The organism is Streptosporangium sp. G11 (assembly GCF_051192615.1).
GTDB lineage: Bacteria > Actinomycetota > Actinomycetes > Streptosporangiales > Streptosporangiaceae > Streptosporangium.
This window is the reverse complement of record NZ_JBPJUQ010000040.1, coordinates 41,307-64,970: the sequence shown is the minus strand read 5'-3', so window position 1 is coordinate 64,970 and position 23,664 is coordinate 41,307. Positions and strand designations below refer to the sequence as shown.

26 protein-coding genes are annotated in these 23,664 nt (G+C 70.7%); 16 read left to right on the top strand and 10 right to left on the bottom strand.

Features of this window, described 5'->3' with window-relative positions; all coding sequences use genetic code 11:
* Positions 1–44: 44 nt before the first annotated feature.
* Positions 45–494 carry a carboxymuconolactone decarboxylase family protein gene (locus tag ACSDR0_RS30420; RefSeq protein ID WP_435292335.1) on the top strand — a complete coding sequence of 150 codons (450 nt, stop codon included), beginning with the start codon at positions 45–47 and terminating at the stop codon, positions 492–494.
* Positions 495–973: 479 nt separating this feature from the next.
* On the opposite strand, the gene ACSDR0_RS30415 is transcribed toward ACSDR0_RS30420, so the two are convergent.
* Both ACSDR0_RS30415 and ACSDR0_RS30410 read right to left on the bottom strand, forming a co-directional pair.
* Entirely contained in the window at positions 974–1,495 is a 522-nt protein-coding gene (locus tag ACSDR0_RS30415; RefSeq protein WP_435292334.1) for a phospholipase, read from the bottom strand.
* Positions 1,496–1,904: 409 nt separating this feature from the next.
* Positions 1,905–2,318 (bottom strand): ribonuclease domain-containing protein, encoded by a 414-nt coding sequence (locus tag ACSDR0_RS30410; protein WP_435292333.1) that lies wholly within the window; start codon positions 2,316–2,318, stop codon positions 1,905–1,907.
* Between the two features lie 202 nt (positions 2,319–2,520).
* Between ACSDR0_RS30410 and ACSDR0_RS30405 the strand changes: the two genes are divergently transcribed.
* Together ACSDR0_RS30405 and ACSDR0_RS30400 are read left to right on the top strand one after the other, a co-directional pair.
* Positions 2,521–2,970: a phosphatase domain-containing protein gene (locus ACSDR0_RS30405; RefSeq protein WP_435292332.1), complete on the top strand. Its 450-nt coding sequence runs from the start codon at positions 2,521–2,523 to the stop codon at positions 2,968–2,970.
* Positions 2,971–3,165: 195 nt separating this feature from the next.
* Positions 3,166–3,945: a VOC family protein gene (locus tag ACSDR0_RS30400; protein ID WP_435292331.1), complete on the top strand. Its 780-nt coding sequence runs from the start codon at positions 3,166–3,168 to the stop codon at positions 3,943–3,945.
* 151 nt (positions 3,946–4,096) lie between these two features.
* On the opposite strand, the gene ACSDR0_RS30395 is transcribed toward ACSDR0_RS30400, so the two are convergent.
* The 3 genes from ACSDR0_RS30395 to ACSDR0_RS30385 form a co-directional block, all read right to left on the bottom strand.
* Positions 4,097–5,326, bottom strand: coding sequence for a Dyp-type peroxidase (locus ACSDR0_RS30395; protein WP_435292330.1), 1,230 nt, complete (start codon positions 5,324–5,326; stop codon positions 4,097–4,099).
* Positions 5,327–5,347: 21 nt separating this feature from the next.
* Positions 5,348–6,013 carry a copper chaperone PCu(A)C gene (locus tag ACSDR0_RS30390; RefSeq protein ID WP_435292329.1) on the bottom strand — a complete coding sequence of 222 codons (666 nt, stop codon included), beginning with the start codon at positions 6,011–6,013 and terminating at the stop codon, positions 5,348–5,350.
* A 193-nt stretch (positions 6,014–6,206) separates the two neighbouring features.
* Positions 6,207–6,815, bottom strand: coding sequence for an MFS transporter (locus tag ACSDR0_RS30385; protein ID WP_435292328.1), 609 nt, complete (start codon positions 6,813–6,815; stop codon positions 6,207–6,209).
* Positions 6,816–7,154: 339 nt separating this feature from the next.
* On the opposite strand from ACSDR0_RS30385, the gene ACSDR0_RS30380 reads away from it, so the two are divergent.
* The 4 genes from ACSDR0_RS30380 to ACSDR0_RS30365 all read left to right on the top strand — a co-directional run bounded on the left by ACSDR0_RS30380 (position 7,155) and on the right by ACSDR0_RS30365 (position 10,134).
* Positions 7,155–7,847 (top strand): DUF998 domain-containing protein, encoded by a 693-nt coding sequence (locus tag ACSDR0_RS30380; protein WP_435292327.1) that lies wholly within the window; start codon positions 7,155–7,157, stop codon positions 7,845–7,847.
* Positions 7,848–7,901: 54 nt separating this feature from the next.
* Entirely contained in the window at positions 7,902–8,276 is a 375-nt protein-coding gene (locus tag ACSDR0_RS30375) for a YciI family protein (protein ID WP_435292326.1), read from the top strand.
* A gap of 191 nt (positions 8,277–8,467) precedes the next feature.
* Complete coding sequence (locus tag ACSDR0_RS30370) at positions 8,468–9,727, top strand: RNA polymerase sigma factor (RefSeq protein ID WP_435292325.1); 1,260 nt, start codon at positions 8,468–8,470, stop codon at positions 9,725–9,727.
* A 119-nt stretch (positions 9,728–9,846) separates the two neighbouring features.
* Positions 9,847–10,134, top strand: a complete 288-nt coding sequence (locus tag ACSDR0_RS30365) for a YiaA/YiaB family inner membrane protein (RefSeq protein ID WP_435292324.1) — start codon at positions 9,847–9,849, stop codon at positions 10,132–10,134.
* Positions 10,135–10,220: 86 nt separating this feature from the next.
* On the opposite strand, the gene ACSDR0_RS30360 is transcribed toward ACSDR0_RS30365, so the two are convergent.
* The gene (locus ACSDR0_RS30360) at positions 10,221–10,730 is read right to left on the bottom strand and encodes a winged helix-turn-helix transcriptional regulator (RefSeq protein ID WP_435292323.1); all 510 of its coding nucleotides are present in this window, start codon (positions 10,728–10,730) and stop codon (positions 10,221–10,223) included.
* Between the two features lie 98 nt (positions 10,731–10,828).
* On the opposite strand from ACSDR0_RS30360, the gene ACSDR0_RS30355 reads away from it, so the two are divergent.
* Both ACSDR0_RS30355 and ACSDR0_RS30350 read left to right on the top strand, forming a co-directional pair.
* A complete protein-coding gene (locus ACSDR0_RS30355; RefSeq protein WP_435292322.1) occupies positions 10,829–11,509 on the top strand; it encodes a DUF899 domain-containing protein in 681 nt (226 codons plus the stop codon).
* Positions 11,510–11,570: 61 nt separating this feature from the next.
* Complete coding sequence (locus ACSDR0_RS30350; RefSeq protein WP_435292321.1) at positions 11,571–12,092, top strand: pyridoxamine 5'-phosphate oxidase family protein; 522 nt, start codon at positions 11,571–11,573, stop codon at positions 12,090–12,092.
* A 16-nt stretch (positions 12,093–12,108) separates the two neighbouring features.
* Here ACSDR0_RS30350 and ACSDR0_RS30345 read toward each other — a convergent pair whose 3' ends face one another.
* Positions 12,109–13,341 (bottom strand): FAD-dependent monooxygenase, encoded by a 1,233-nt coding sequence (locus ACSDR0_RS30345; protein WP_435292320.1) that lies wholly within the window; start codon positions 13,339–13,341, stop codon positions 12,109–12,111.
* 173 nt (positions 13,342–13,514) lie between these two features.
* On the opposite strand from ACSDR0_RS30345, the gene ACSDR0_RS30340 reads away from it, so the two are divergent.
* The 3 genes from ACSDR0_RS30340 (at position 13,515) to ACSDR0_RS30330 (ending at position 15,108) form a co-directional block, all read left to right on the top strand.
* Positions 13,515–14,066: a TetR/AcrR family transcriptional regulator gene (locus tag ACSDR0_RS30340; RefSeq protein WP_435292319.1), complete on the top strand. Its 552-nt coding sequence runs from the start codon at positions 13,515–13,517 to the stop codon at positions 14,064–14,066.
* Positions 14,067–14,416: 350 nt separating this feature from the next.
* Positions 14,417–14,770, top strand: coding sequence for an STAS domain-containing protein (locus ACSDR0_RS30335; protein WP_435292318.1), 354 nt, complete (start codon positions 14,417–14,419; stop codon positions 14,768–14,770).
* A 140-nt stretch (positions 14,771–14,910) separates the two neighbouring features.
* On the top strand, positions 14,911–15,108 hold the full coding sequence (locus ACSDR0_RS30330) for a hypothetical protein (RefSeq protein WP_435292317.1): 198 nt from the start codon (positions 14,911–14,913) through the stop codon (positions 15,106–15,108).
* Positions 15,109–15,248: 140 nt separating this feature from the next.
* Here the strand turns inward: ACSDR0_RS30330 and ACSDR0_RS30325 are convergent, their stop codons facing one another.
* Positions 15,249–15,731 (bottom strand): MarR family transcriptional regulator, encoded by a 483-nt coding sequence (locus ACSDR0_RS30325; RefSeq protein WP_435292316.1) that lies wholly within the window; start codon positions 15,729–15,731, stop codon positions 15,249–15,251.
* Positions 15,732–15,856: 125 nt separating this feature from the next.
* On the opposite strand from ACSDR0_RS30325, the gene ACSDR0_RS30320 reads away from it, so the two are divergent.
* From ACSDR0_RS30320 to ACSDR0_RS30305, 4 genes are all read left to right on the top strand, one after another.
* On the top strand, positions 15,857–16,339 hold the full coding sequence (locus tag ACSDR0_RS30320) for an HGxxPAAW family protein (protein ID WP_435292369.1): 483 nt from the start codon (positions 15,857–15,859) through the stop codon (positions 16,337–16,339).
* 377 nt (positions 16,340–16,716) lie between these two features.
* Complete coding sequence (locus ACSDR0_RS30315; protein WP_435292315.1) at positions 16,717–17,649, top strand: STAS domain-containing protein; 933 nt, start codon at positions 16,717–16,719, stop codon at positions 17,647–17,649.
* Positions 17,650–18,069: 420 nt separating this feature from the next.
* Entirely contained in the window at positions 18,070–18,753 is a 684-nt protein-coding gene (locus ACSDR0_RS30310) for a hypothetical protein (protein ID WP_435292314.1), read from the top strand.
* 51 nt (positions 18,754–18,804) lie between these two features.
* Entirely contained in the window at positions 18,805–19,437 is a 633-nt protein-coding gene (locus tag ACSDR0_RS30305) for a hypothetical protein (RefSeq protein WP_435292313.1), read from the top strand.
* Positions 19,438–19,518: 81 nt separating this feature from the next.
* Here ACSDR0_RS30305 and ACSDR0_RS30300 read toward each other — a convergent pair whose 3' ends face one another.
* Positions 19,519–21,078 (bottom strand): ankyrin repeat domain-containing protein, encoded by a 1,560-nt coding sequence (locus ACSDR0_RS30300; RefSeq protein ID WP_435292312.1) that lies wholly within the window; start codon positions 21,076–21,078, stop codon positions 19,519–19,521.
* 236 nt (positions 21,079–21,314) lie between these two features.
* Positions 21,315–23,549: a heavy metal translocating P-type ATPase gene (locus tag ACSDR0_RS30295; RefSeq protein ID WP_435292368.1), complete on the bottom strand. Its 2,235-nt coding sequence runs from the start codon at positions 23,547–23,549 to the stop codon at positions 21,315–21,317.
* Between the last annotated feature and the right edge of the window lie 115 nt (positions 23,550–23,664).

The following is a 23,664-nucleotide window of genomic DNA, read 5'->3' as shown; positions in this document are numbered from 1 at the left end:
ACGGGCCCGGACGGGCACAGGTAACCGATGAAGGAGCAAGACCGATGGAAGCACGCATGAAGAGCCAGGCGAACGCCGACGTGACGACGGCGATCCAGCACCTCTACAAGGCGATTCACGCCGGTGGCGTCGACCCGCGCGTACTCGGGCTGGTCCACTTGCGCGCCAGCCAGATCAACGGCTGTAGCCCGTGTGTCCTTGCCGGGGTCACGGCGGCCAAGAAGCACGGAGAGACCGACGAGCGGCTGCACAACGTGGTCGCCTGGCGCGAGACGCCGTTCTTCACCGAGGCGGAGCGGGCAGCGCTCGCACTGACCGAGGCCGCCACCCGGATCCAGGACGGCTCGCCGGGTGTGACCGACGAGATCTGGGACGCCGCCGCCGCCCACTTCGACGACGAGCAGTTGTCCGTGCTCAACCTGGAGATCGCGCTGACCAACTTCTTCAACCGGATCAACCGCACGATTCGAGAGCAGGCCGGCAAGACCTGGTGAGCTGGGCGGGGCGTCATCCATCCGGAGGCCGCGCCTCCCGAGGCGAGAGATGACGTCCCGATGGCAGGACGGCGAAAGCATGCCCCCTGTACGGAATGGAGATCAGGGGATTTGCCTGCGCCAAAAGGAGCAAAACCCCCAAGACGGCGGCCCCGGCGAAGGCCTGAACGACGAGCGGGACGGACGCCGGCGGTTACGACTACGACGCGGACTACGGCTGAAGGCAGCCAAGTACGCGGAGCCGTCCTGTGGATCCGCGTACTCAACCCTTCTGAAGATTCGAAGTCCGTACAGGCCCTGGAACCGGGTGGCCCTCAACGGGCACAGGACCGTGGTTCCGCACCGGCCACCGACCTCGGGCACACCGCAGCGGCTCCGATCATCGTCACGGTCACCGCGGGATGGCGGGCCGGTTCGAAACCGGCCCGCCACGGATCAGCGAGAGGGAGCAATCCCGTACCTGCGGGAAGCGGGATGGATCACATCTCTGTGTTCGGGGTGGCCTGTTCGGAGGTCTGGCGGATCCGCTCGATCTGCGCCTGGGTGACGTTGAGGGTGCCGAATTCCTTGACCGCCTGGTAGTAGGTCCAGGCGAGGCTGTTGCAGGTGCCCCTGGGGATGGCGGAATATCCCGCGCAGACCTGCCTCATGTCGAAGTAGAACGCGTCGTCGATGCGCGGCTTGTTCGCCGGGAACTGGCTTACCGCCTTGTAGTTGCGGTAGCCGAAGTCGTGACGTCGGCACGGCATTCTGAAGTCGAAGCCGAGTGGCTGGTCGGGGCTGGTCGAACACAGGTCGGTCGACCAATCGAAGTTGTAGTCCGCCCAGGCCGCCTGGTTCTGCCAGGCGGCGACCCAGGTGCCGGCGCTGCCTGCCGTAGGCTGGCTGAAACTGGAAAGCGCGGCGAGCTTTTGCTCCAGCGTCACCGCGTAGGCGGGCAGCGTTAATCCGATTAACGTGGCGATGGAGATGGCGACGGTTGCGAGGGCGCGTTTGAACATAGACTCTGCCTTTGTTCGGGGGGTACCTCTCGCGGCAGGGACCTGCCACGGCCTAACAATGCGGCGAAATATCCCATGATGCCAAAACATATCTTCGTCAAGCTCTGGGCAGATATTCGTAAACGACCGCTCTTTACAACATTTACAGCCTCATGTAATGGCGCGTACGGAAAGACCGGCACGCGTGAACGGCCCGCGGGGTGTCCGGGAACGGGCGGGGAGCCGCGGCCACTCCCCCGCCCGCCGGTCCGCCCGGCCGCACCCCGCGCGAAGACGCCGTCCGGCGATCCCCGCGTACTCGGCCTGCCGGGTCGGGACGGCGGCGACCCACCGACGGCCGCCACCGTCGGACCGGCGGACACCGTCGGCCATGGCGGCGGCGGACGTGCGACGGATGTCGGGGAAGGCCCTAGAGCCGGTAGAAGTCGGTGTAGTGGTTCGGCGAGAACCAGGTCACGCCGGTGCTGCGGTTGACGACGATCCGGTAGGCGTCACGAGCCGCGCCCCGCGCCCGGGAGTAGACGTCGTACTCGTAATAGGTGGCGCCGGCGGGGAGCTGGCCCTCCCGGTTGTAGAACCGTCCGCCGGTGTAGTTGTACTTGCCACCCGACCAGGCGTACCAGCCGCTGCTGGTGGGGTAGCCCTTGGAGGCCCAGGTCGCGTCGGCCGAGCGCGCGTCGGAGCAGCGGGAGATGGTGCAGGAGTTGAAAACCGATGCGTCGGCGGGGGTGATGCCGACCACGCCGGTCAGGGACACGATGGCGGCGAGTATGACGGTGAGCCATGCCAGCCGGGAGGGTCGGGGACGCTGGGAGATGTGCACGGTGTCTCCTTGCGAGGGGGGTGCGACGGTGACGGACACCTGTCAGGATCACCGCTCGGCGGCTGTCAGGTAAAGGCAAAGATCGCCAAAGGTGCGATGAACTCTTCGCGGATCCGAACCGACACTTCGGCGGCGGCGCGAGCCTCTGAGCGGGTGCGTGAGTGGGCGTGTGACGGTGAGGGCGGTGCGCGACAATCACCCCATGACGGCATCACTGACCGGCGCGGTCCAGCTCCCCGACGGTGCGCGGGTTCGCGGCCGGGGACTCCGCAATGCCGCCCCCACCGGCCCGGCCCCGGACTTCGCGCTCTATCTCGGTTCGGCGCGCCTGCGGCGCCGTCACCAGAGCGCTCTGCCGTGGCCGCACGAATGGATTCGCTGGCCGGACTTCCTGCTGCCTCTGGACCGGCACGCGGCCGCCCGATCCATCGTCCACCTGCACGACCAGGCACGGTCGGGGCTCGGTGTCGAGGTCGCCTGCGGCGGCGGGGTCGGCAGGACCGGCACCGTCATGGCCTGCCTGGCCACCCTCACCGGCCTGCCCCCTCGGGAGGCCGTGGAGTGGACGCGCGAGCACTATCACCACCGCGCGGTCGAGACCCCCTGGCAACGGCGGTGGGTGGCGTGGTTCTCCGCCCACCGCGAGGCGTGATCCCGCGAGGCGGCGTACCCGGAGCGATTTCGCCCCCGGCCACGGCCCGGCCTCCGGACAAGGCCGCGTACGGCCCCGAGCGGGTCGGTCCGGGCACCGGTCCGGTACGGCCGGTCGCGGCCCGCGAATCGGAGTAGCGTCCGAGTGGTCGTTCCGGTCCGCGCGAGCGCGGCACGTGGAGGAAGGGAATCGGCCATGCCGGGAAGAAGCTCGTACGAGCCGGGGACGTTCTGCTGGGCAGACCTCAACGCGCCCGATCCGGATGCCGCCACGGCCTTCTACACCGGCCTGTTCGGCTGGCACGCGCACCTCGACCCCGATCCGCTGGTCGCGGGCCACGTCACCCTGACGACGGACGGCGACCTGAGCCGTCCGGTGGCCGCGCTGATGCCGATGACCGCCGGAGCGCCGCCCGGGACACCGGCCTTCTGGACGACCTACGTCAGCGTCACCGACGTCGACGCCACGGCCGAGATCGCGCGGGGCGCGGGCGGCCAGGTGTTCATGGGACCGATGGACACCGGGGACCTGGGCCGCTTCGCGCTGCTGTTCGACCCGCAGGGCGCGTTCATCGGGCTCTGGCAGGCCAAGGACTTCCACGGCGCCGGGGTCGTCGGCGAACCGGGCACATACTGCTGGAGCGAGCTGGCCGTACGCGACGTCGAGGGCGCCAGGGCGTTCTACGGGACGATGCTCGGCGGGGAGGGCGACACCCACGTGTCCGGCCCCGCCACCCGTACGGAGTGGCGCACACCCGCCGGCCGGCTGACCCGGATGGACGAGCGGTGGCCCGCCGAGACCCCACCCCGCTGGACGGCCGTCTTCACGGTGTCCGGCTGCGACGCGACCGCCGAACGCGCCACCCGGCTGGGCGGCACGGTGGCGGTGTCGCCCCACGACACCCCGGCCGGGCGGTCCGCCCTGCTCGGCGACCCCCAGGGCGGGCGCTTCTCGATCATCCAGCCGAACGGCTGACCGGGTGCCGGTGGTCGCGTTGGAGCCGGCCAGGGTAGCGATTTCGGCCACGTGGCCGGACCTCTCCGGCTCCGAGGAGATCGGCGGGTCACAGGATGATCGCCGTATGTCCGTGACGAGCATGCTCGTCACGGACATACGGCGGCACCCGTCAGGTGAGGAGGCTGTCTCCGATCCAGCCGTTGGGGGAGCATCCCGGCGGGATGGCGAAGACGGCCGAGCCGATCGGGGTCGTCCACTCGTTGAGCAGGTCGGCCTCGGCCAGCCTGCGCTGGATCGGGACGAACTGCCGGGAGACGTCGGCCTGGTAGGAGGCGAACAGTATCCCGGAGTCGGCGTGCCCGTCGGGGGTGAGCCCCTCGTCGTAGTTGTAGACCCTGCGCAGGATCCGCAGGTTCGGGTCGGTGACATGGGCCCGGCGGATATGGGCCTGCTCGGAGATGACGGGGAAGCCGATCGCGTTGAGCTTCTCGAAGTCGGCGCTGTCATGCTCGTCGCGTCCGGTGAGCGGGGCGCCGTTGTCCAGGCGCCGGCCCACGGTGAACTCCTTGGCGACCCGATCGACGGCGTCCCAGGTCTCCATCTCGGCCCGGATGCGCCGCAGCACCAGCGTGGTGCCACCGCGCAGCCACTCCGGGCCGTCGCTCACCCACACGGCCCGGTCGAAGTCGGGGGAGCCGGGTGCGGGGTTGACGGTCCCGTCGAGCTGGCCCATGACGTTGCGCTGGGTCATCCCGGCGGGCTGGGTGCCCGCGCCGCGCCGGAAGCCCCGCTGGGTCCAGCGGACCTTCGCAAAGGAGCGGGCGTCCTTGACGACCATGCGCAGGGCATGGGACAGGGTGAGGGCGTCGTCGGCGCAGATCTGCAGCAGCAGGTCCCCGCCGCTCCACTCCTTCTTGAGCCTGTCGACGGCGAAGGCGGGCAGTGGCGCCGCCGCCTCCGGACGGCGGTCGGCCAGCCCGGCCGCCGTGAGGAAGCCGGGGCCGAACCCGAAGGTCACGGTCAGCCGGGCGGGCAGGACGGCCAGCTCCGGCTCGGTGTCGGCCAGGGCGGGTCTGCCCTGGGTCAGCCGCCGGGCGTCGTCGGTGAGCAACCGCATCATCCGGACCAGCGCCTCGCGGTCGGTGTCCGGCAGCAGGTCCAGGCCGACGAACACCCCGTACGTCTGGGGCGCCGTCGCGATACCCGCCTGGTGGACCCCGTCGAAGGGTTCCGTCGCGGAACCCCCGGAGACGGGGGAGGCCGCCGGAGCGGTCCGGGGATCGGACTGGGGGGCGACTGAGGGGACAGCCTGGTCGGGGGCACACGCGGCCAGGGCGCCGACCGCGGTGGCGGCGCCTCCCGCGAGCAGCCCTCTGCGGCTGAGTCGAGGTTCCCGCATGGGATCTACTCCACTTCCCGATCAGCCGTTGCCCATGTCCATGCCGCCGTCACCCTTGTCGGCTTTCTCTCCTCCCATGTCCATGCCGGGCTGGTAGTCCTCCTTGCCTCCGGCGAAGTCCTTGCCGACCGCGGTGAACTCCAGGGTCTTGCCGTCCTTGAGGGTCAGGGTGAAGGGGATCTGCGCGCCGGGCTTCACCGCCTCGGTGACGCCCATCAGCATGATGTGGTCACCGCCGGGCTGGAGCTGGTGGGTGCCCCTCGCGGGGATCACGAACCCGCCCTCCTTGGGCCGCATGATCATCTTTCCCTTGGAGTCGACGACCTCGTGCAACTCGATCACCGGCGAGATCGGCGAGACGCCGGAGACGACCGTCACCTCGGCGTCGGTGTTGTTGACCAGGGTGCCGAAGGCGGCGCTCATCCCCTTCTTCGTGGTCTTCACCCACGGATCGGCGATCGTCAGAGCGGAGGCGGCAGCGGCGGCGACGGAGGGGGTGGCGGGTGCGGCGGCGCTGGGGGCGGCGGCCGGTTCGGTGGTGTCCTGGGAGCCACATCCGCCCAGGGCCACCACGGCCGCGATCAGGAGTCCGGCGGGAGCGGTACGGCTGATTCCGGCGCGGATGACTCCATGGCCACCGCTTTCGCGACGGCTGGTTCCGGCACGGTTGACACGACGAGCAGACACGTTGACGCCTTTCTTGTGGCCGGACCGGCAGGCCGCGGCCGAACGCCGCCTCGATATGGCCATGCCGGACACGCGGCCCGGATTGTCACGCTGATTCGGTCCGCCGAGCGACCGGAAGGCCACATCGGCGCAGGCCCGCGCGTACGTACGTGCGGGCTCGGGAACGAGTCACGCCCCCGGGTGACCTGGGCGGTCAGCCGGAGGTGACGGTGACGATCCGGGGAGGGCCGCGTCGGCTGACGACGTGGCGCAGCGCGGCGGAGCGGAGAACTCCGGGCTCGACCGCGCTCGCGGTGAGGAAGGAGGCGTACGCCGGGGTCGCGACCACGATCAGCACGCGGCACAGCCGGGCACCGAGCCGTCGTAGCAGCGTCCAGAGCACCGCCTCGCCGCGCGCCAGCCACAGAGCGGTCAGCCCGACGGCCCAGCCGTGCGCCACCAGCATGCCCAGGCCGGGCAGCAACCCCGAGTGGACATGCCCGATCATCTCGGCGGGGGACGCGGCGTGCGCGAGGGAGAACAACACGTGCAACCCGGCCTGCAGGCCCGCCAGAAGCGGCAGGATCACCGCCAGTGTCCGCTCGCGCCCCGAGACGGCGAGGGCCGCGACGAAGGCGAGAGCCAGGGCGGCGGTCGCGGTCGGCACGGAGACCGAACCTCCCGCGAGGACGTGCGCCATCACGCTCAGCCCCAGGCAGACCGCGGCGAAGGCGGCCGCGCGGGCGAGGCGGAAGGGCGACGTCGCGGGCATGATGGGGAAATCATCCCACGCCGCCCCGGCGGTGCGAAGTTCGAGACCCATGGGCGGTTCGCGCCCGCGCCGCCCCCGTGCCACCCCGTGCCACCCCGTGCCACCCCGTGCGTCTCCGGCGCGTCGAGGCCGCCCCGGCTCCCCCGGCTCGCGGCCACTCCACCCGCCCGGCTCCCTCGGCTCGCGGCACTCAGCCCGCCCCGGCCGGAATCTCTGTTTTCGCAGCTCAAGAGGGCAGAGGCCGCCTCGGGGGCATTGAGATGACCCGGGTCCGGAAAAAATCTCGAAAGAAATCCGGCCGCCGTGTCGAATCGGCCCGAGCTCGTTCGAAGCGTAGTCAGAGGGCCGGGAGGAACACGGGAACCGGCCAGGACGCGTGAGGAGAGGGCCATGACCCAGCAGACGACGAGGACCGCGAACTCGGTGGCCTGCGACCCGCGGACGAGCCTCACCAGGTCGCTCCTGGGTTACGGCGTGATCGCCGGGCCGCTGTACATCGCGGTGTCCCTCGCCCAGGCGCTCACCCGGGAGGGCTTCGACCTCTCCCGCCACGCGTGGAGCATGCTCGCCAACGGTGACCTCGGCTGGATCCAGATCGCCAACCTCGTCGTCGCCGGGCTGGCGAGCGTCGCCTGCGCGGTCGGCCTGCGCCGGGCCCTGGTCCCCGGGCGCGGCGCGACCTGGGCTCCCCGGCTCGTCGGCGCGTACGGTGTCAGCCTGGTCGGCGCGGGGATCTTCCGGGCGGACCCGGGGATGGGCTTCCCCGCGGGCACGCCCGAGGGGCCGGGACCGGTCAGCTGGCACGGGATGCTCCACTTCGCCTGCGGCGCCGTCGGCTTCCTGTGCGTGATCGTCGCCTGCTTCGTCATCGGCCGCCGGTTCGCCGCGGAGGGGCGTACAGGGTGGGACGTCTTCTCGCGGTTCGCCGGCACGCTGTTCCTCGTGACCTTCGCCGCCATGGCGAGCAGCGGGGGTGCCGTCTGGGCCAACCTGGTCTTCGTCACCGGAATCGTGGTCATCTGGGCCTGGCTCTCGGCCCTGTCGCTCCACCTCTACCGGCACACCGCGCCCCAGCACACCTGATCCCGGCCACCACTCGACCGGACCGTTCAAAAAACAAGATCAAGGAGAGACACGATGCGATACATGGCCACCCTCAAGGTCACCAACCGGCCCGACACCCCGCCGTCCGCCGAGCTGATGGAGGCCATCGCCAAGCTCGGCGAGGAGGCCACCAGGGCGGGCGTGCTGCTCGACACCGGCGGGCTGGCTCCGAGCGCGCAGGGGGCGCGGATCGAGCTCACCGGGGGCAAGCTGAGCGTCACCGACGGCCCGTTCGCCGAGGCGAAGGAGTTGATCAGCTACGCCATCTACCAGGTCCGGTCGAAGGAGGAGGCCGTGGAGTGGGCCTCCCGCTTCGTGAAGATCCACCGCGACCACTGGGAGGGCTGGGAGGGGGAGGGCGACCTCCTTCGCGTCTTCGGCCCCGAGGACTTCGCCGCCCCCGCCTGAAGCCGCCGTCGCCGACGCCCCGGCCGGGATCCCCGCGAGGATCCCGGCCAGGGCGCCGGTCTCTCCTCACCGATCTCGCCCCGCACCCTCCCCGGCACCGGTCGCCGCGCCCGACCGGGGAGCCAGGGAAGCCTGGAAGCCGGGAAAAGGGCGATGTCACGAGCGGGGACGACGTGCTTGGATCGGGAGGCATGACGGTTGGTGATCCTCACAAGGCCATCGAGGCGGTCTGGCGGATCGAGTCCGCGAGGGTGATCGCGGGGCTCGCCCGGATGGTGCACGACGTCGGCCTGGCCGAGGAGCTGGCGCAGGACGCCCTGGTCATCGCGCTGGAGCAGTGGCCCACGGCCGGCGTACCGGATAATCCCGGCGCCTGGCTCATGCTCACCGCCAAGCACCGGGCGATCGACCTGCTGCGCCGCAGGAACCGGTACGAGCAGAAACTCGAAGAGGTCGGCCGGGACATGGAGATCCGCCAGGAGTCGGCCGAGGCCGAGCTGGACGACGCCCTCGACGATCACATCGGCGACGACGTGCTGCGCCTCCTCTTCACGGCCTGCCACCCCGTACTGTCCGCGGAAGGGCGTCTGGCGCTCACCCTCCGCCTGCTCGGCGGCCTGACGACGGAGGAGATCGCGCGCGCCTTCCTGGTGCCCGAGCCGACCGTCGGGCAGCGGATCTTCCGGGCCAAGCGCACCCTCGCCGACAAGCGGGTACGGGTCGAGATGCCCACTCCTGCCGAGCTGGGTGACCGGCTCTCGTCGGTCCTGGAGGTCGTCTACCTCATCTTCAACGAGGGCTACTCGGCGACCGCCGGTGACGACTGGATGCGCCCCTCGCTCTGCGAGGAGGCGCTGCGTCTGGGGCGGATCCTGGCGGGTCTCATGCCGGAGGAGTCCGAGGTGCACGGCCTCGTCGCCCTGATGGAGATCCAGGCGTCCCGCATGCGCGCCAGGACGGGCCCCGGCGGCGAGCCCATCCTGCTCCTCGACCAGGACCGGGGACTGTGGGACCGGCTGCTCATCCGCCGCGGGCTGGACTCGCTCGCTCGCGCCGAGGCGCTCGGCACGCTGGGCCCGTACGGCCTGCAGGCCGCGATCGCCGCCTGCCACGCCCGCGCGCTGTCCGCCGGCGACACGGACTGGGAGCGGATGGCCGCCCTCTACCGGGTGCTCGCCCATGTCGCCCCCTCGCCCGTGGTGGAGCTGAACCGCGCGGTCGCGGTGGGCATGGCGTACGGCCCGGGGCGTGGCCTGGAGATCGTGGACGAGCTGGTGACGGAGCGCGCGCTCAGGGACTACCCGCTGCTGGCCGCCGTACGGGGTGACCTGCTCGTGAAGCTGGGCCGCCTCGACGAGGCGCGCGAGGAGTTCGAACGGGCCGCGGGGCTCACCCGCAACGAGCGCGAGAGGGCCCTCTTCCTCGCCCGCGCGACCGCCGCGACCGGCTGACGGGCCGCGAGGAGAACCGGGGACCGGACCGCGGACCGGCTGTCGCGGCCGTCGTACTCACCGGTAACTAAGTAGCGGTGCTCACGCCCCGGGAGCGGATCGTCACGACGATGGAGTGCATGACGACACGACCGGTGAAAAACACGACGACGACCGCTTTCTACGCGCAGGCCGTCCTCTCCTTCGGGCTGTCGGTGGCGGCCCTGGGGATCGGCATCGCCTACCTGCCCGTGACCTCCTGGGTCCGATCCTTCATGGGGATCGGGCTGCTCTACGTGGTGACGTCGACGTTCACGCTCGCCAAGTGCGTCCGGGACCGGAACGAGGAGGCGGCCGTCGTCAGCCGCGTCGACCAGGCCAGGCTGGACAAGCTGCTGGCCGAGCACGACCCCTTCAAGAACGACTGACGCCCACGGGCCGGCGGCGACCCGGCACGCGCGGAAAACCGGTCGTCCCCCGCCCGCACCCGGTGCCCGGGTGGCGGGCGCACGTCTCAGGGCTCGGAGTGCTCGTACCGGTCCGTGCGGGCCTGGTCGTGTGGCGCGGGCGGGGACCCGCCCCCGGGGCCGGGCAGCACGTCGACGTCCGTGGCGCGCATCGGCCGGTCGCACACCGCGCAGTGCAGTTCGACATGGCTGATCTCGCCGCAGGCGTGGTGACGGTAAAGCACCGGCGGACCGGCCTCGCCCGCCGTCCACCGGTCGCCCCAGCGCACCATCACCAGGAGCAGGTCGCACAACTCCAGGCCCTTGGTGGTGAGCGTGTACTCGTGGCGGGGCGGGCGGCTCGAATACTCCTGCCGCTCCAGCACACCGTTCTCGACCAGCCACTTGAGCCGCTCGGCGAGCACCTTGCGTGAGATGTCCAGACTCTGCTGGAGCTGGTCGAAGCGGCCTATGCCGACATAGACGTTCCGCAGGATCAGTGGCGACCACGGCTCACCGATGACATCCAGCGTGCGGGCGATCGAGCAGGCCATGTCACCGAATCGGGTTCGCTGCATGAGGGCAGTCTAGGCGAGAGGGTTCCCTTAGGGAACGATCCCCTGTTACCGTCTCCCCTGCCAGTTCCTTGAGGGAACTCACTGGAGGGAGCATCGTCATGAACCGTCCACAGGTCGTCTCGGCCCAGGATTGGCGGGCCGCGCGGGAAGCACTGCTGGTGAAGGAGAAGGAGCACACCCGCGCACTGGACGCGCTGGCCGCCGAGCGGCGCAGGATGCCGATGGTCCGGATCGGCGGGGACGGCGGGGGATACGTGTTCGAGGGCCCGGACGGGCCGGTGAGCCTGCTCGACCTGTTCGACGGGCGGCGCCAGCTCATCGTCTACAGCTTCATGTGGCTGGGCGCCGACACCTTCTGCCCGGGGTGTTCGATGTTCACCGACAACATCGGGCACCTGAGCCATCTCCACGCGCGCGACACCTCCCTGGTCCTGGTGTCCCGCGGCCCGCTGGCGGAGATCACGCCGTTCAGGGAGCGCATGGGTTGGACGATCCCGTGGTACTCCTCGCTGGGCAACGACTTCAACGACGACATGGGAGCGGGCGACGGGTTCGCGCTGAACGTCTTCCTGCGCGACGGCGACGACGGCGACGGCGACGACACCGTCTACCGCACCTACTTCACCTCGGGACGGGGCGTCGAGCGGCTCGGCAGCGGCTGGACCTTCCTCGACCTCACGCCGCTCGGCCGGCAGGAGACCTGGGAGGACTCCCCTGAAGGCCGGCCGCGGAGCCGACCCTACGAGTGGTGGCGCCTGCACGACGAGTACGAGGTGTGAGCACCACCCGATCGATCATCTCCCGACGAGGAGTCAGGACGCCGAGAATGAGGAACCCGCGATGACCGAGACGACGCCCGTCGCCGAGCTCCTGTTCGGCGACGCCGACGCGACACCGATCAGCACGGACGAAGCGACGATCAAACCGTGGGACGAGGCGCGGGCGTGCCTGGAGTCCGCGCCGAAGGCCTGGCTCTCGACGGTGTGGCCCGACGGCCGCGCGCACGCCGCGCCCATCCTGCTGGTCTGGGTCGGCGACGCGTCCTGGATCGCCACCCGCCCGACGTCCCGCAAGGCCAGGAACCTCGCCGGTAACCCCCACTGCGTCATCACCGTCGCCGACGAGACCCTCGACCTCGTGGTCGAGGGGAACGCCACCCGGGCGCGGGACGAGGACGAGCTCCGGCGGGTGGCCGCCGCCTTCAGGGCGAAGTACGAGTGGGAGCTCGCGGTGCGCGACGGCTCCGTCCACGAGGACAGCCTCCCCGGCTCACCCGAGTACGGCTTCTACCAGGTCAAGCCCACGCGCGCCTTCGGTTACGGCACGGACGGCAGGACGGCGACACGCTGGCGGTTCGGATGACCGGAGCCGCCCGGCCTCACGCCTGCTCACGCCCGGCCCGTTCCCCGCGGGAGTAGTCCCTGAGCTCGATGGTGTCGTGCAGGCGCACGCCCGTGCGCTGGAGCCCGGCCAGGGCGCGGATCACACCGGGGGGCAGGAAGGCGAACAGCCGCGTGCCCAGCAGGAGGGCCCGCAGCTGGAACCGGCTGTCCGACACGAGCCTCTTCGCCATCCTGCGCCCCATCGCCCAGCTGTATCTCACGTAGTCGCCCAGCTCGCTCTCGTACGCGCGAAAGGCACGCTCGTGGTCGCCACCGGCCGCCGCCAGCTCTCCTGCGAGGACGTAGGCGCCGACCACCGCGAGGCTGGTGCCGCCTCCGACCGCCGCGCCCGGCGAGTAGCCCGCGTCGCCGACCAGGCTGATCCGGCCGCGCGACCAGGAGTCCATGCGGATCTGGGTGATGGAGTCGAAATAGAAGGCGGAACTCCGGTCCATCTCGTCGAGCAGTCTCGGCACCTCCCAGCCCGCCCCGGAGAACGCCTCCCGCAGCAGCCGCTTCTGGCGCGGGACGTCGCGGTGGTGGCAGTCCAGCTCCTCGCTGCGGAACAGGAAGAGCGCGCGGGCCTCGTCCAGGTGCGCTGCGCTGTAGAACGCGACGCCCCTGCCCACGTCGCCGTACGCGAGCATCTCGGCGTCGAGGTCCCGGTAGTCGGGCAGGGAGAAGACCCCGAGATAGGTGCCGACGAACTCGGCGAAGCGCGACTCCTCGCCGAAGGTCAGGCCGCGCACGTTCGAGTGGACGCCGTCGGCACCGATCACCAGGTCGAACCTGCGGGGCGCGCCCGTCTCGAAGGTGACGTCGACCCCGTCGGCGTTCTCCCGGAGGGACGCGATCGAATCGCCGAACACGTACTCCACCCGGTCACGGGTCGCCCCGTGGAGGATCTCGCTCAGGTCGTCGCGCATGATCTCGACGTGCCGGTCGGAGAACGCGACGACCAGGCGGTCGATGTCCACGCGGACGGGCCGCCCGCCCCCCGCGCCGACGAGGGTGACGCGCCGGGTGCCCGTCTTCCTCTCCTCGATCGCGGGGAGCAGGCCCATCCGCTCCACGATCTCCACGGCCGGTTTGAACAGGTCGACCGCGTGCCCGCCCGCCTTGCGCAGGGCCGGTGCCCGCTCGACCACGGTGACCTCGAAGCCGTGGTGGTCCAGCCAGTACGCCAGGACCGGCCCGGCGACACTGGCCCCGGAGACGAGGATTCGCATGGTTTCCCTCCCTCTCAGCCGTTTTACTTAACGGAAGGTAAGTCATTCGGACGCCCTCACACAAGTGCTTACCTATCGTTAAGTCAGGAACCTGCACCGTGCCGGTACCCTTGGGCCGAGCACGAGGACGCCCGCGTACGGACGTCCGGCACGAGGACAGGAGAGAGCACCAGGTGGCCAGGCCGTCCGACACCAAGGCGCGCATCCAGGCGGTCGCACGGGAACTGTTCGCCGAGAAGGGCGTGCAGCAGACGAGCCTGCGGGACATCGCCGACCGGCTCGGGATCACCAAACCCGCGCTCTACTACCACTTCACCTCGCGGGAGGACCTGCTCCGCAGCATCGTCCAGCCGCTGATCGACGATGTCGACGCCTTCCTGGCCGACACCGAGGCGAATGCTCCACAGAGTCCCCGCGATCTTCTCCAGAGCTACTTCGACATCACCTTCCGGCACCGGGAGGTGACCGTGATGGTGGTCCGGGATCTGTCCACCCTGGCCCACCTCGATCTGGGGTCCCGCATGGGCAGCTGGCGGCGGCGGCTCATCGCCCTGCTGCTCGGCCCGGACCCCGACCTGGCCGCCCGCGCCCGCGCGGTCGTGGCCATCGGCGGGCTCTCGGACTGCACGGTGGAGTTCGCCGACGTACCGGCCGCGGCACTCGGCCCTCCCGCGGTGGCCGCCGCGCTGGCGGCGCTCGGGGCCGGCCCGCCCGTGGCCGGGTGAGCCCCCGCGAAAGCGGCCCCACCGGAACGGGTTCCGGGGGAAACCTGAGTACCGGCGTGAGTTCCGGCGAAAACCCGAGAGCTCACGTGACCTCCGGTGAAACCCCGAGGGCCGCGGGAAAGCGGCTCCGGTGGACCGAACCTCGGCGGAAAGCGAATTCACCGGGTCGGTTATCGGTGAAAAGCAGACCCGCCGCCCCGAACACCCAGTGGTGCCGAACAGGCACCACGAAAACGCACCCCGGTGTGACACACTTTCGACATCGCCACAGCGGCATCGATCGGTCACCCCGCCCCATTCCAACGGACGCACCACGGGTTGATGCCCGCGGCCGCCGATCGGAGGTCCACATGGACCTGTCCACGCACGCCCACCCAGACTGGATGATCTGCGACGTCGCAGGGGAGATCGACATCTTCACGGCCAACGCCCTCCGCGAGCATCTGCTGGCCGCGCTGGGCCGCCCGGGATACCGGCTTCTCCTCGACATGTCCATGGTCACCGCCATGGACGCCAGCGGGGTGGCCGTGCTGCTCTCCACCCTGCGCAGGGCCGTACGACGCGGTGGCACGCTGCGGCTGATCGCGCCCGCGCCGGTGGTGCGCGGGCTGCTGAAGACCAGCGGGCTGTCGGGGAAATTCGCCGTCAGCGCCGATCTGGCCGGTGCGCGGATCGCGGAACCGCTGCTCGTCGGCGCCATGTGAACCACCGCCCGCACGCCGTTTCGGCCCGGGGAACCCCCGCGGACCCGGGGCCGGGGCGGTCCCGGGCAAGCCTCATTGATTTATCAGCAAAAAGAGCGAGGAAACATCATAAAAGCGTCAAACGAGTCTAAAGTTAGCTCATGGTGACTCACCGCACGGCGGTCGTACCGGCAGATTCAGGAACCCCCGGCAAATGTCTCTGCGGCCATCAGGCCGACTACGTGATCGAAACGCGCTGGTTCTCCGGCAGGCACTCCCGCGATCCGGTCTGCGCCCCCCATGTCACCGAGGTTCTCCAGGGAATCGCGAAGCAGAATGCCCGCCGCGACGGGGGGTGAACGCTCGACGGGAACCGGCCGCGAGCTCGCCCGCGCGCCGGTGATCGACACTCCGGCCGGCGTGAGCGTCACGATCAATGCCACGACCCGTGGACACTCCGGGTCGCGGACCCCGTCCTCGACGGGCACGACACCCGGCCTCAGGGGGCCGGAGATTCGCGGATCTCGGCCAGGGAGATCCGCATGGCGTCGGCGGCGCGCGTGAACCAGTCGGAGATGGCGGCCAGCTCGTCCGGGCCATAGCTCTCGAAGAGCTCGGTGAGCCGCCGATAGGTGGGCTCGTACGCCGACGCGAGGCGGACGGCCGAGTCGCCTTCCGGGACGATCCGGACACGGCGCCGGTCCCGGGGATCGGGGACGCGCCGGGCATAGCCCGCGTTCTCCAAACGGTTGACCACGCCGGTGACGGCCCCGGTGGTGAGACCGGCCAGCTCGGCGAGACGTCCCGCGGTGAGCGCCTCCTCCCCCGCGCCGAGGACGAAACCGAGACACGTCAGGTCCGTGACGTTGATGCCGAGGCGCTCGGCGAGCGTGTGCTGCCCGACCAGGCTCAACGCGATCAGCTGGTCCATCCGGGCCAGGACCTCCAGCGGCGAGGCGCCGGCTTCGGAGTTGCGTTCCACCGTGAAATCTCCTTACTATCTAAGAAGCTTAGCTCGTGAGATAAATGATACGAGCGGATTCAACCTAGCGCCTGCCGCCACGGCCCGCGGGGGACGGCGCTTCAGATGGAGGAGACATCGTGGGGATGAGAAAAGACCTCGCGGAGCTGGCGGAGATCCACGAAGAGCACGACATGGGACACACCGTGGCGGGCTGGACCGGCTCGATCGTCTGCATCACCGGCTTCGCGATCTCCGGGGTGGCGATGACCGCCGCCAGCGTTCCCTTCTTCTGGATCGGCGCGGGGGTCGTGGTCCTGGGCGGCGCCCTGGGATGGCTTCTCCACCAGATGGGCCTCGGCAAGGAGGTCGGGCCGCGACCGGCGTCCGAACGCGGCATGCGCTGGCGCCCGGCACCGAAAACGCCGAAAACGCCGGAAGCACTGGGAGCACCGGGAGCACCGGGAGCACCGGGAGCACCGGGAGCACCGGGAGCACCGAGAACGTCGGGGGTGCCGGAGGCTTCGGGAGGAGCGGCACGGTCCCGTACGGAACCTCACGTCTCCGCCCGCCCGGCTCAGCCCGTGGCGGCGGTCCAGGCCGCATCGGGCACGCGGTCCACTCTCTGATCCGGCCGTATCCCGCACGATCCGGCCCCGGTGTCTCACCGGAGCGCGCAGGCCGGCCCCTCAGCCGAGGGGCCGGCCTTTGCGATTCTCCCGCCCGTTCGGCCCGTCCCGTCTCCGGCTCGCTCCAGCACGTCCCGGCCCGTTTTGGCCTGTTCAGGCCTGTTCAGGCTCGCTCGGGCCGGTGAAGAAGGGCCGTTCGAGACGGAGATCCAGCGGCCGGCCCTCCGAGCCACCGACACTCACCCCGCCATATGCCAGATGGGACGAAATCACGCAAGTACACTGTAATTCCCCGCCATCAGGGCGACCAGATCTGCATACCTGGTAAGACGGGGGGAACGCCCGCCCTGTGAACTGCGGGTCTAAGGAGTTTTTCCATGCCACCCGAAGGTGTGAACACGCTCTCGATATCGGCCGATGTGCGCGGAAGCGCCATCGTGGTCCGAGCGATCGGAGAGCTCGACTACGACTACGCACCGATCTTCCGGAGAGAGCTCACCAGGGTCTGGATCATGGGCGCCGGTAACGCGTCATCCGGGCTTCCAGCGTCTTCGCCGGTCGCCGCGCCGCCCGAGCTTCCGGTGCCCACGGCACTCGACCCGTCACCGCTTCCCTCGGAGACGTCCTTCCTCCTGGAGGCGCCGCTCCTCCCGGAGACGTCGTTCTTCTCAGGGTCGCCACTCCTGCCGGAGACGCCCTTCCTCTCGGAGGCACCGCTTCTCCCGGAGACGCCGTTCCTGTCGGAGAGACCGTTCCTGTCGGAAGTCCCGCCGACCTCGGAAGGCCCGCCCCCCTCGGGGCCACCGTCACCGCTGTCGCCCGAGCCCCCTTCACCGTTCTTTCCCGGGGGCCCGCCTCTCCCGGAGCCGGGCAGTCCGACGCCGCTCTTCCCCGAAGGTCCCTCCCCCCTCTCCCCGGACGTGCCGCCACCGGACGAGCCACCATCGAACGGGCCGCCATCGAACGGGCCGCCATCGCTCTCCACGACGGCCTCGCCCCCTCCGCCGCCACTGGTCGTCCCTTCCTCCCCTGAGGCGTCCCCGGGCACGCGAGCCGAAGGCGCGCCCTGGCTCATCCTCGATCTGGAGGGACTCACCTTCTGCGACTCCACCGGGCTCGCGGAGCTGCTGTGGATCCTGCGCAGGAGCCAGGAGACGCGGACACGCCTGGTGGTGACCGGGGCGAGCCGGACGCTGCGTCACATGATGGCCATCACCGGGCTCCTGCCCTACTTCGCAATGGCCGCCTCCGTGGAGGAGGTCCTTTCGGAGATGGAGTCCAGCACGGCGGAAGGACAGGGACACCACTGACGCGCGGGTGCGCGACGGCTCCGGTCTCCGGCGTGGAGCGGCTCCCGGCCGGGTGGCGGAGCCGGTGAACCGGCCACGGACCGCGAGCGGCTGACGGGGAGAGCGTCCGCGCCCTTCGGGAGGGCCCCGCGGGGAGGCACCTCTCAGGAGGACCCCTGAGGAAGACCCCGCGGGAGAGACACCCCGCTCCGGGAGACACCCCCCTGCGGGAGACACATCCGCAGGGGACGCCCCCGCGAAGGACGCGTCCCCGCGAGACACATCCCTGGAAGGCGCGCCCGCGGAAGAGTGTCCGCAGAAGTCTGAGACGTATGTCGTTAAAACGCACTCATTCGCCTGACAAATGGGTCAATATCTTCTTACGGGAAAATCCACTATCCCTCGAAAGTGGGGGTCCCGATGCGGAAGATGTCACCGCGGATGATCGCGGGAGCACTGCCCGAGTCCCTGGACGGGCTGCCCGTAGAACCCAGGGAATTCCTCGCCCTCGTGTCCGTGGACTTCACCGGGACGTACCAGGTCTACCTGGCGGCCAAGGACGAGCGCATCAAGATGACCCGGCTGTCCATGAGCCTGCTCGCCGCCCCGTTCGCCGCCGCGGTCGCGCTGGCCAGCGCGAAGGTGGTCAGCCCGCAGATGTTGACCACCTGGCACAGCGTCCCCTGGCACCTGTTCGCGATGGTCGCCGCGTTCGGGCTGCTCAGCGTGCTGCCCTTCCTGCGACTGATCGAGGCGGTCAACGCGCACATGAGGACCGCGCGGGCGCTCAACAACTTCCGGCTGCTCTACACGGTCCACCTCAAGGACCAGTTCGCGGCCCTCGGCTGGACTCCCAACCTGCCGGTGGATCCCCGCTATCCGGAGACGTACGCGCCGCTGGCCTGGCCGGGGATCAACGTGATGATGCTGGCCCTGGTCAACAGTTCCTACATCGCGGTCGGCGTGCTCGGGATGATCGGGGCCGCGCCGACCGTGGCCCTGCTCCTGGTGATCATCGGACTGCTCGCACTGGTCCACTATTTCGTCTACTACGTCCGCGCCAATGTTTCCCGGCAACGACGACTCCCACACAATCCCTTCCATTTCCCCAACGTGGAGACCTGAATGCCCGACCTCCTCAGATTCGCGTCTTGTGGGGAGACGTGGATCTGGCTGATGCGACACGTGACAGACAACGGCGGGCCCGCCCTGGACGACCGCGGCCCGATCATCGAGGCTCCGGCGGTGCTGTTCGAGGTCACCGGCCTGACCTGGGACGATCCGGTCCTGAAATGCTACGGCGACGCCGGGAAGATCCCGCTGTACTCCAGCAAGTTCAGCGAGCGGTCGATCGTCCCGCCGTTCAAGTACAGCTACGGAGGGCGGCTCCGCCAGTTTCTCGGCGTCGACCAGCTCGGCTGGATCGCCGACGTGCTGCGCGCCAAGCCGTACACCAAGAGCGGCTGGATCTCGCTGACCGCCCCCGGCGAGCCTCCCGACGCGGTGCCCTGCCTGACCAGCCTCGCCTTCAGGCTCCGTGCCGGGCGGCTGGTCATGACCGCCGCCTTCCGATCGCAGAACGTGTACACCTCCTACCTGAACTACGTACCGCTGCGCGGCATCCAGAGCGAGGTCGCGGACGGCCTCACGGTGGGCTGCGGATCGATGAGGGTCTTCGTCGACGTTCCCCACATCTACACCGCGGACAGGGCGGCGGTCGGGGAGATCCTCCAGCTGTCGGAGCACGACGGGCTCGGCGAGGGAGCACCGGCACCGGGCCCCGATCGTCGGATCTGCCCCGTTCGCTGACCTGGCGGGCCGCCTTTCGGGACGACCGGCCGCCTCCCGGCGCCTGCCGTCCCGAAACGCGGCCCGCGACAGGTCACCGCGTCACAGGGAGGCGAGGTGGGCGGCGACCTCGTGCCGTCCCCCGTGCTCGGCCCATCCCAGGGGCGTGGCGCCGAACTCGGTGTCGCGTACGGACGGGTCCGCGCCGAGTTCCAGGAGGGTCTTGACCATGGGCAGGTCCCCCGCCCACGCCGCCTCGTGCAGCGGCGAGGCCCGGCGCACGAGGCCGACCTCGAACCCGAGGGAGGCCATCAGCCGCACCGCCTCGGCGTTCCCGTGCGCCGCCGCCCGGTTGACCAGGTGCGGCATGCGCTCGACGGCCCTGGCCACCAGTCCGGGAGCGGCGTCCAGGCGCTCGGCGCGCATGCAGGCGCCCAGGAACAGGTCGACCTCGTCCAGGGAGCCCGTCGCCCCGGCCTCCGCGAGCATCGCGGCCGCCTCGACGTTCCCGCCGAGCACGGCCAGCTCGTAGGGCGTACGGCCCTCGAAGATCGGATGACCGGTGCCGGGGCCGTTCACACCCGCGCCGTGCTCGATCAGGAGCCGCAGGCGCCGGGGCCGCCGCATCATGGTCGCGGCGAGCACCTCGTCCTGGAGCATCCGCTCCGGTGTCGCGTGGGCGGGACCGAGGCGCCGGTGCCACGGCCCGCCGTCCCCCCGGCCGAGACCGTACTCGAAGAGCAGTTCCAGGTGCTCGGTGTCGTCGGCGCCGGATGCGCCGAGTCCCCGGTTGTAGAGGGTCTGGCTGTCGTTGGGATCGGCGCCCGCCTCCAGCAGGAGCCGGGCCAGCTCGGCGGAGCGCGGGTGCGGCGGCTCGCCGCGCTCGCCGCCGCCGAAGACCCCGGTGAGCGCGGTGAACGGCGAGGGCAATCCGTCCCACAGGTATCCCGCGTCCGGGTCGGCGCCGTGTTCGAGCAGCACCCGGGCGGTCTCCAGCGCGTCGCCGCCCTCGACCCGCGAGTACGCCAGGTAGAGCAGCGGCTCCCACCGGTGCGGCCCGCCCTCGGCCCGCGCCTGGGCCGGGTCGGCCGCCAGCGTCGCGGCCATCGCCTCCGCCTGACCGGTCGCGGCCATGGTGTGAACGCTCGCGACCGCGAGTCGCGGGTCCAGGGCCAGCGCCCGCGCCGCCCCGCGACGGCGCGACGGGTCGTCGTTCCCGTACGGCAGGCAGGCCAGCCGGAGGAACTCCTCGATCGGGTCCGCGCTCTCGGGCATCAGGTGGGGTGAGCGGGAGTGCCGCGCGAGGACGTCGAGGTGTGCGCGGAGCCTGGGCCAGCTCGCGAAGCCGTACGCCCTCGCGACCGTCAGCTGGGCATCGGCCAGCGTGAACCCCTCCGGCGCACGCGGATGTCCCCCGACCCGCGGTGACACCACGGGTCCTGCGGGGAACCCCGGCGTCGCGGATCTCTCCGGGCGCGGACGGTCTTCGCCCCGCGGCGATGCCGAGGGGCGCTCGGGAAGCTCTCGCGGTGGGCGGGGATGAAACTCCGCGACCAGTTCCAGCGCGGCGGTGTCGGCGGCGCGGACCGCCTTCTTGAGCCGCTTGGCCTGGTTTCTCAGGTGTTCGAGGCTGGGGTTGTCGGGAAGACGGCGAACAGGCACGGGTGCCTCCCTTTCGTCGCGCCCGACGTCCGCGTGATCAGGCCGAAAAGGAGGTTGGCCGCATGAGGGGGGTGGCGCTCAGGTGGGCTCTGCCCTTCCCGCGGACCGGGTGCGCCCTGCCGCGCGGACTCCACCATAACGCCCGCGCCGCGAGGGCGCCCCTCACCCGAGGCGGCGCGACCGGAGGCCGTCGCCGGTCCGCGCGGCCACCCCGAACCCGGTCGTGATCCCAGACCTCACCTGAAGCGGCGCAGCCGGAGGCTGTTGCTGACCACGAACACCGAGGAGAGCGCCATCGCGCCCCCGGCGATCATCGGGGTGAGCAGCCCGAACGCGGCCAGCGGGATGGCGGCGACGTTGTAGGCGAAGGCCCAGAACAGGTTGCCCCTGATGGTGCGCAGCGTGCGGCGGGACAGCCTGATCGCGTCGGCGGCCACCCGCAGGTCGCCCCGGACCAGGGTGAGGTCGGAGGCCTCGATCGCGACGTCGGTGCCGGTGCCCATCGCCATGCCGAGATCGGCCTGGGCGAGCGCGGCGGCGTCGTTGACCCCGTCGCCGATCATCGCCACGGTACGGCCCTCGGACTGGAGCCGCTTGACGACCTCCACCTTGTCGGCGGGCAGCACGTCGGCGATCACGTCCTCGATGCCGACGGCCTCGGCGACCGTACGGGCCACCGTCTCGTTGTCGCCGGTCAGCAGGATCGGGCGCAGGCCGAGCGCGCGCAGCGCGGCGACCGCCTCGGCCGAGGTGGGCTTGATCGCGTCGGCGACGGTGAGCACCGCGCGGGCCTTCCCGTCCCAGCCGACCGCGACGGCCGTCTCCCCGCGCGCCCGCGCCAGCTCCAGCTCCTCCTCCAGCTCGGACGGCAGGCGCTGCGACCAGTCGGCGAGCAGCCGCGGCCGGCCGACGAGAACGGCGTGCCCGTCGACGACGCCCTGGACGCCGAGGCCCTCGATGTTCGCGAAGTCCTCGACCTGGGCGGTGGATTCCGCGGCACGGGCGACGGCGCGGGCCACGGGGTGCTCGGAGGCGGCCTCCAGCGCCCCGGCCAGCCGGAGCACCTCCTCGCGCTCCTCACCGGCGGCGGGGAAGACGTCCTTGAGGGTCATCGTGCCCGACGTCACGGTGCCGGTCTTGTCCAGGACCACGGTGTCGATGCCGTGGGTCGACTCCAGCGCCTCCGGACCCTTGATCAGGATTCCCAGCTGGGCGCCCCGGCCGGTGCCGACCATCAGCGCGGTCGGCGTGGCGAGGCCAAGGGCGCAGGGGCAGGCGATGATCAGCACCGCCACGGCGGCGGTGAAGGCCGCGGCGGCGCCGGAGCCGGTACCGAGCCAGAAGCCGAGGGTGGCCACGGACAGCGCGATCACGATCGGCACGAACACCGCGGAGATCCGGTCGGCCAGCCGCTGCACGGCGGCCTTGCCGTTCTGCGCGTCCTCCACCAGCCTGGCCATCTGGGCGAGCTGGGTGTCCGAGCCGACCCGGGTGGCCCTGACCACGAGCCGCCCCCCGGCGTTCACGGTGGCGCCGACCACCGCGTCACCCGGCCGCACCTCGACCGGGACCGACTCTCCGGTCAGCATGGAGGCGTCCACGGCCGAGGAGCCCTCCTCGACCACGCCGTCCGTCGCGATCTTCTCCCCCGGCCGTACGACGAAGAGATCGCCCACCTTGAGCCCGTCGACGGGAACGAGTTCCCCGGAGGCCAGCGTGACCTCCTTGGCGCCCATCGACAGCAGCGCGCGGAGCGCGGCACCGGCGCGGCGCTTGGAGCGGGTCTCGAAGTATCGGCCCGCGAGGATGAAGGTGACCACCCCGGCGGCGGCCTCGAAGTAGATGTTTCCCGAGCCGTCGCCCCCGGACAGGGTGAACTCAAAGCCGTGCCGCATGCCCGGCATGCCCGCCGTGCCGAAGAACAGGGCCCAGAGAGACCAGGAGAAGGCGGCGATCGTCCCCAATGAGACCAGCGTGTCCATGGTCGCGGCGCCGTGTCGCAGGTTGGTCCAGGCCGCCCGGTGGAAGGGCCACCCGCCGTAGACCACGACGGGACCGGCCAGGGCGAGGGAGAGCCACTGCCAGTTGTCGAACTGCAGCGCCGGGATCATCGCCATCGCGACGACCGGCACCGACAGCACGGCGGAGATGATCAGGCGCTGCCTGAGGGGGGCGAGCCCGTCGCGCTCCCCTTCCCCCTCCGCTCCGGCCGTCCCGTCCGTCTCGGCGGATGCCGGAGGAGCGGGCAGCTCGGCGGTGTATCCGGCCTTCTCCACCTCCGCGACCAGGTCATCGGGGGTGACGTCGGCGGGGTATACGACCTTCGCCTTCTCGGTGGCGTAGTTGACGGTCGCGGTCACGCCGTCCAGCTTGTTGAGCTTGCGCTCGATGCGGGCCGCGCAAGAGGCACAGGTCATGCCGCCGATGGCGAACTCGATCTCGCCCTGGACGGACGCCTCGCCGGTGGTCATGGACGTCACGGCCTCTCCTCATACCTTGTCTGTCGTGTCGGGCGGCCCGGGGCCGCCACCGGCCGGTCGGCCGGGGCCGGAAACCTCGCCGCCGTGCGGAAGCGAGCCCGTCCCT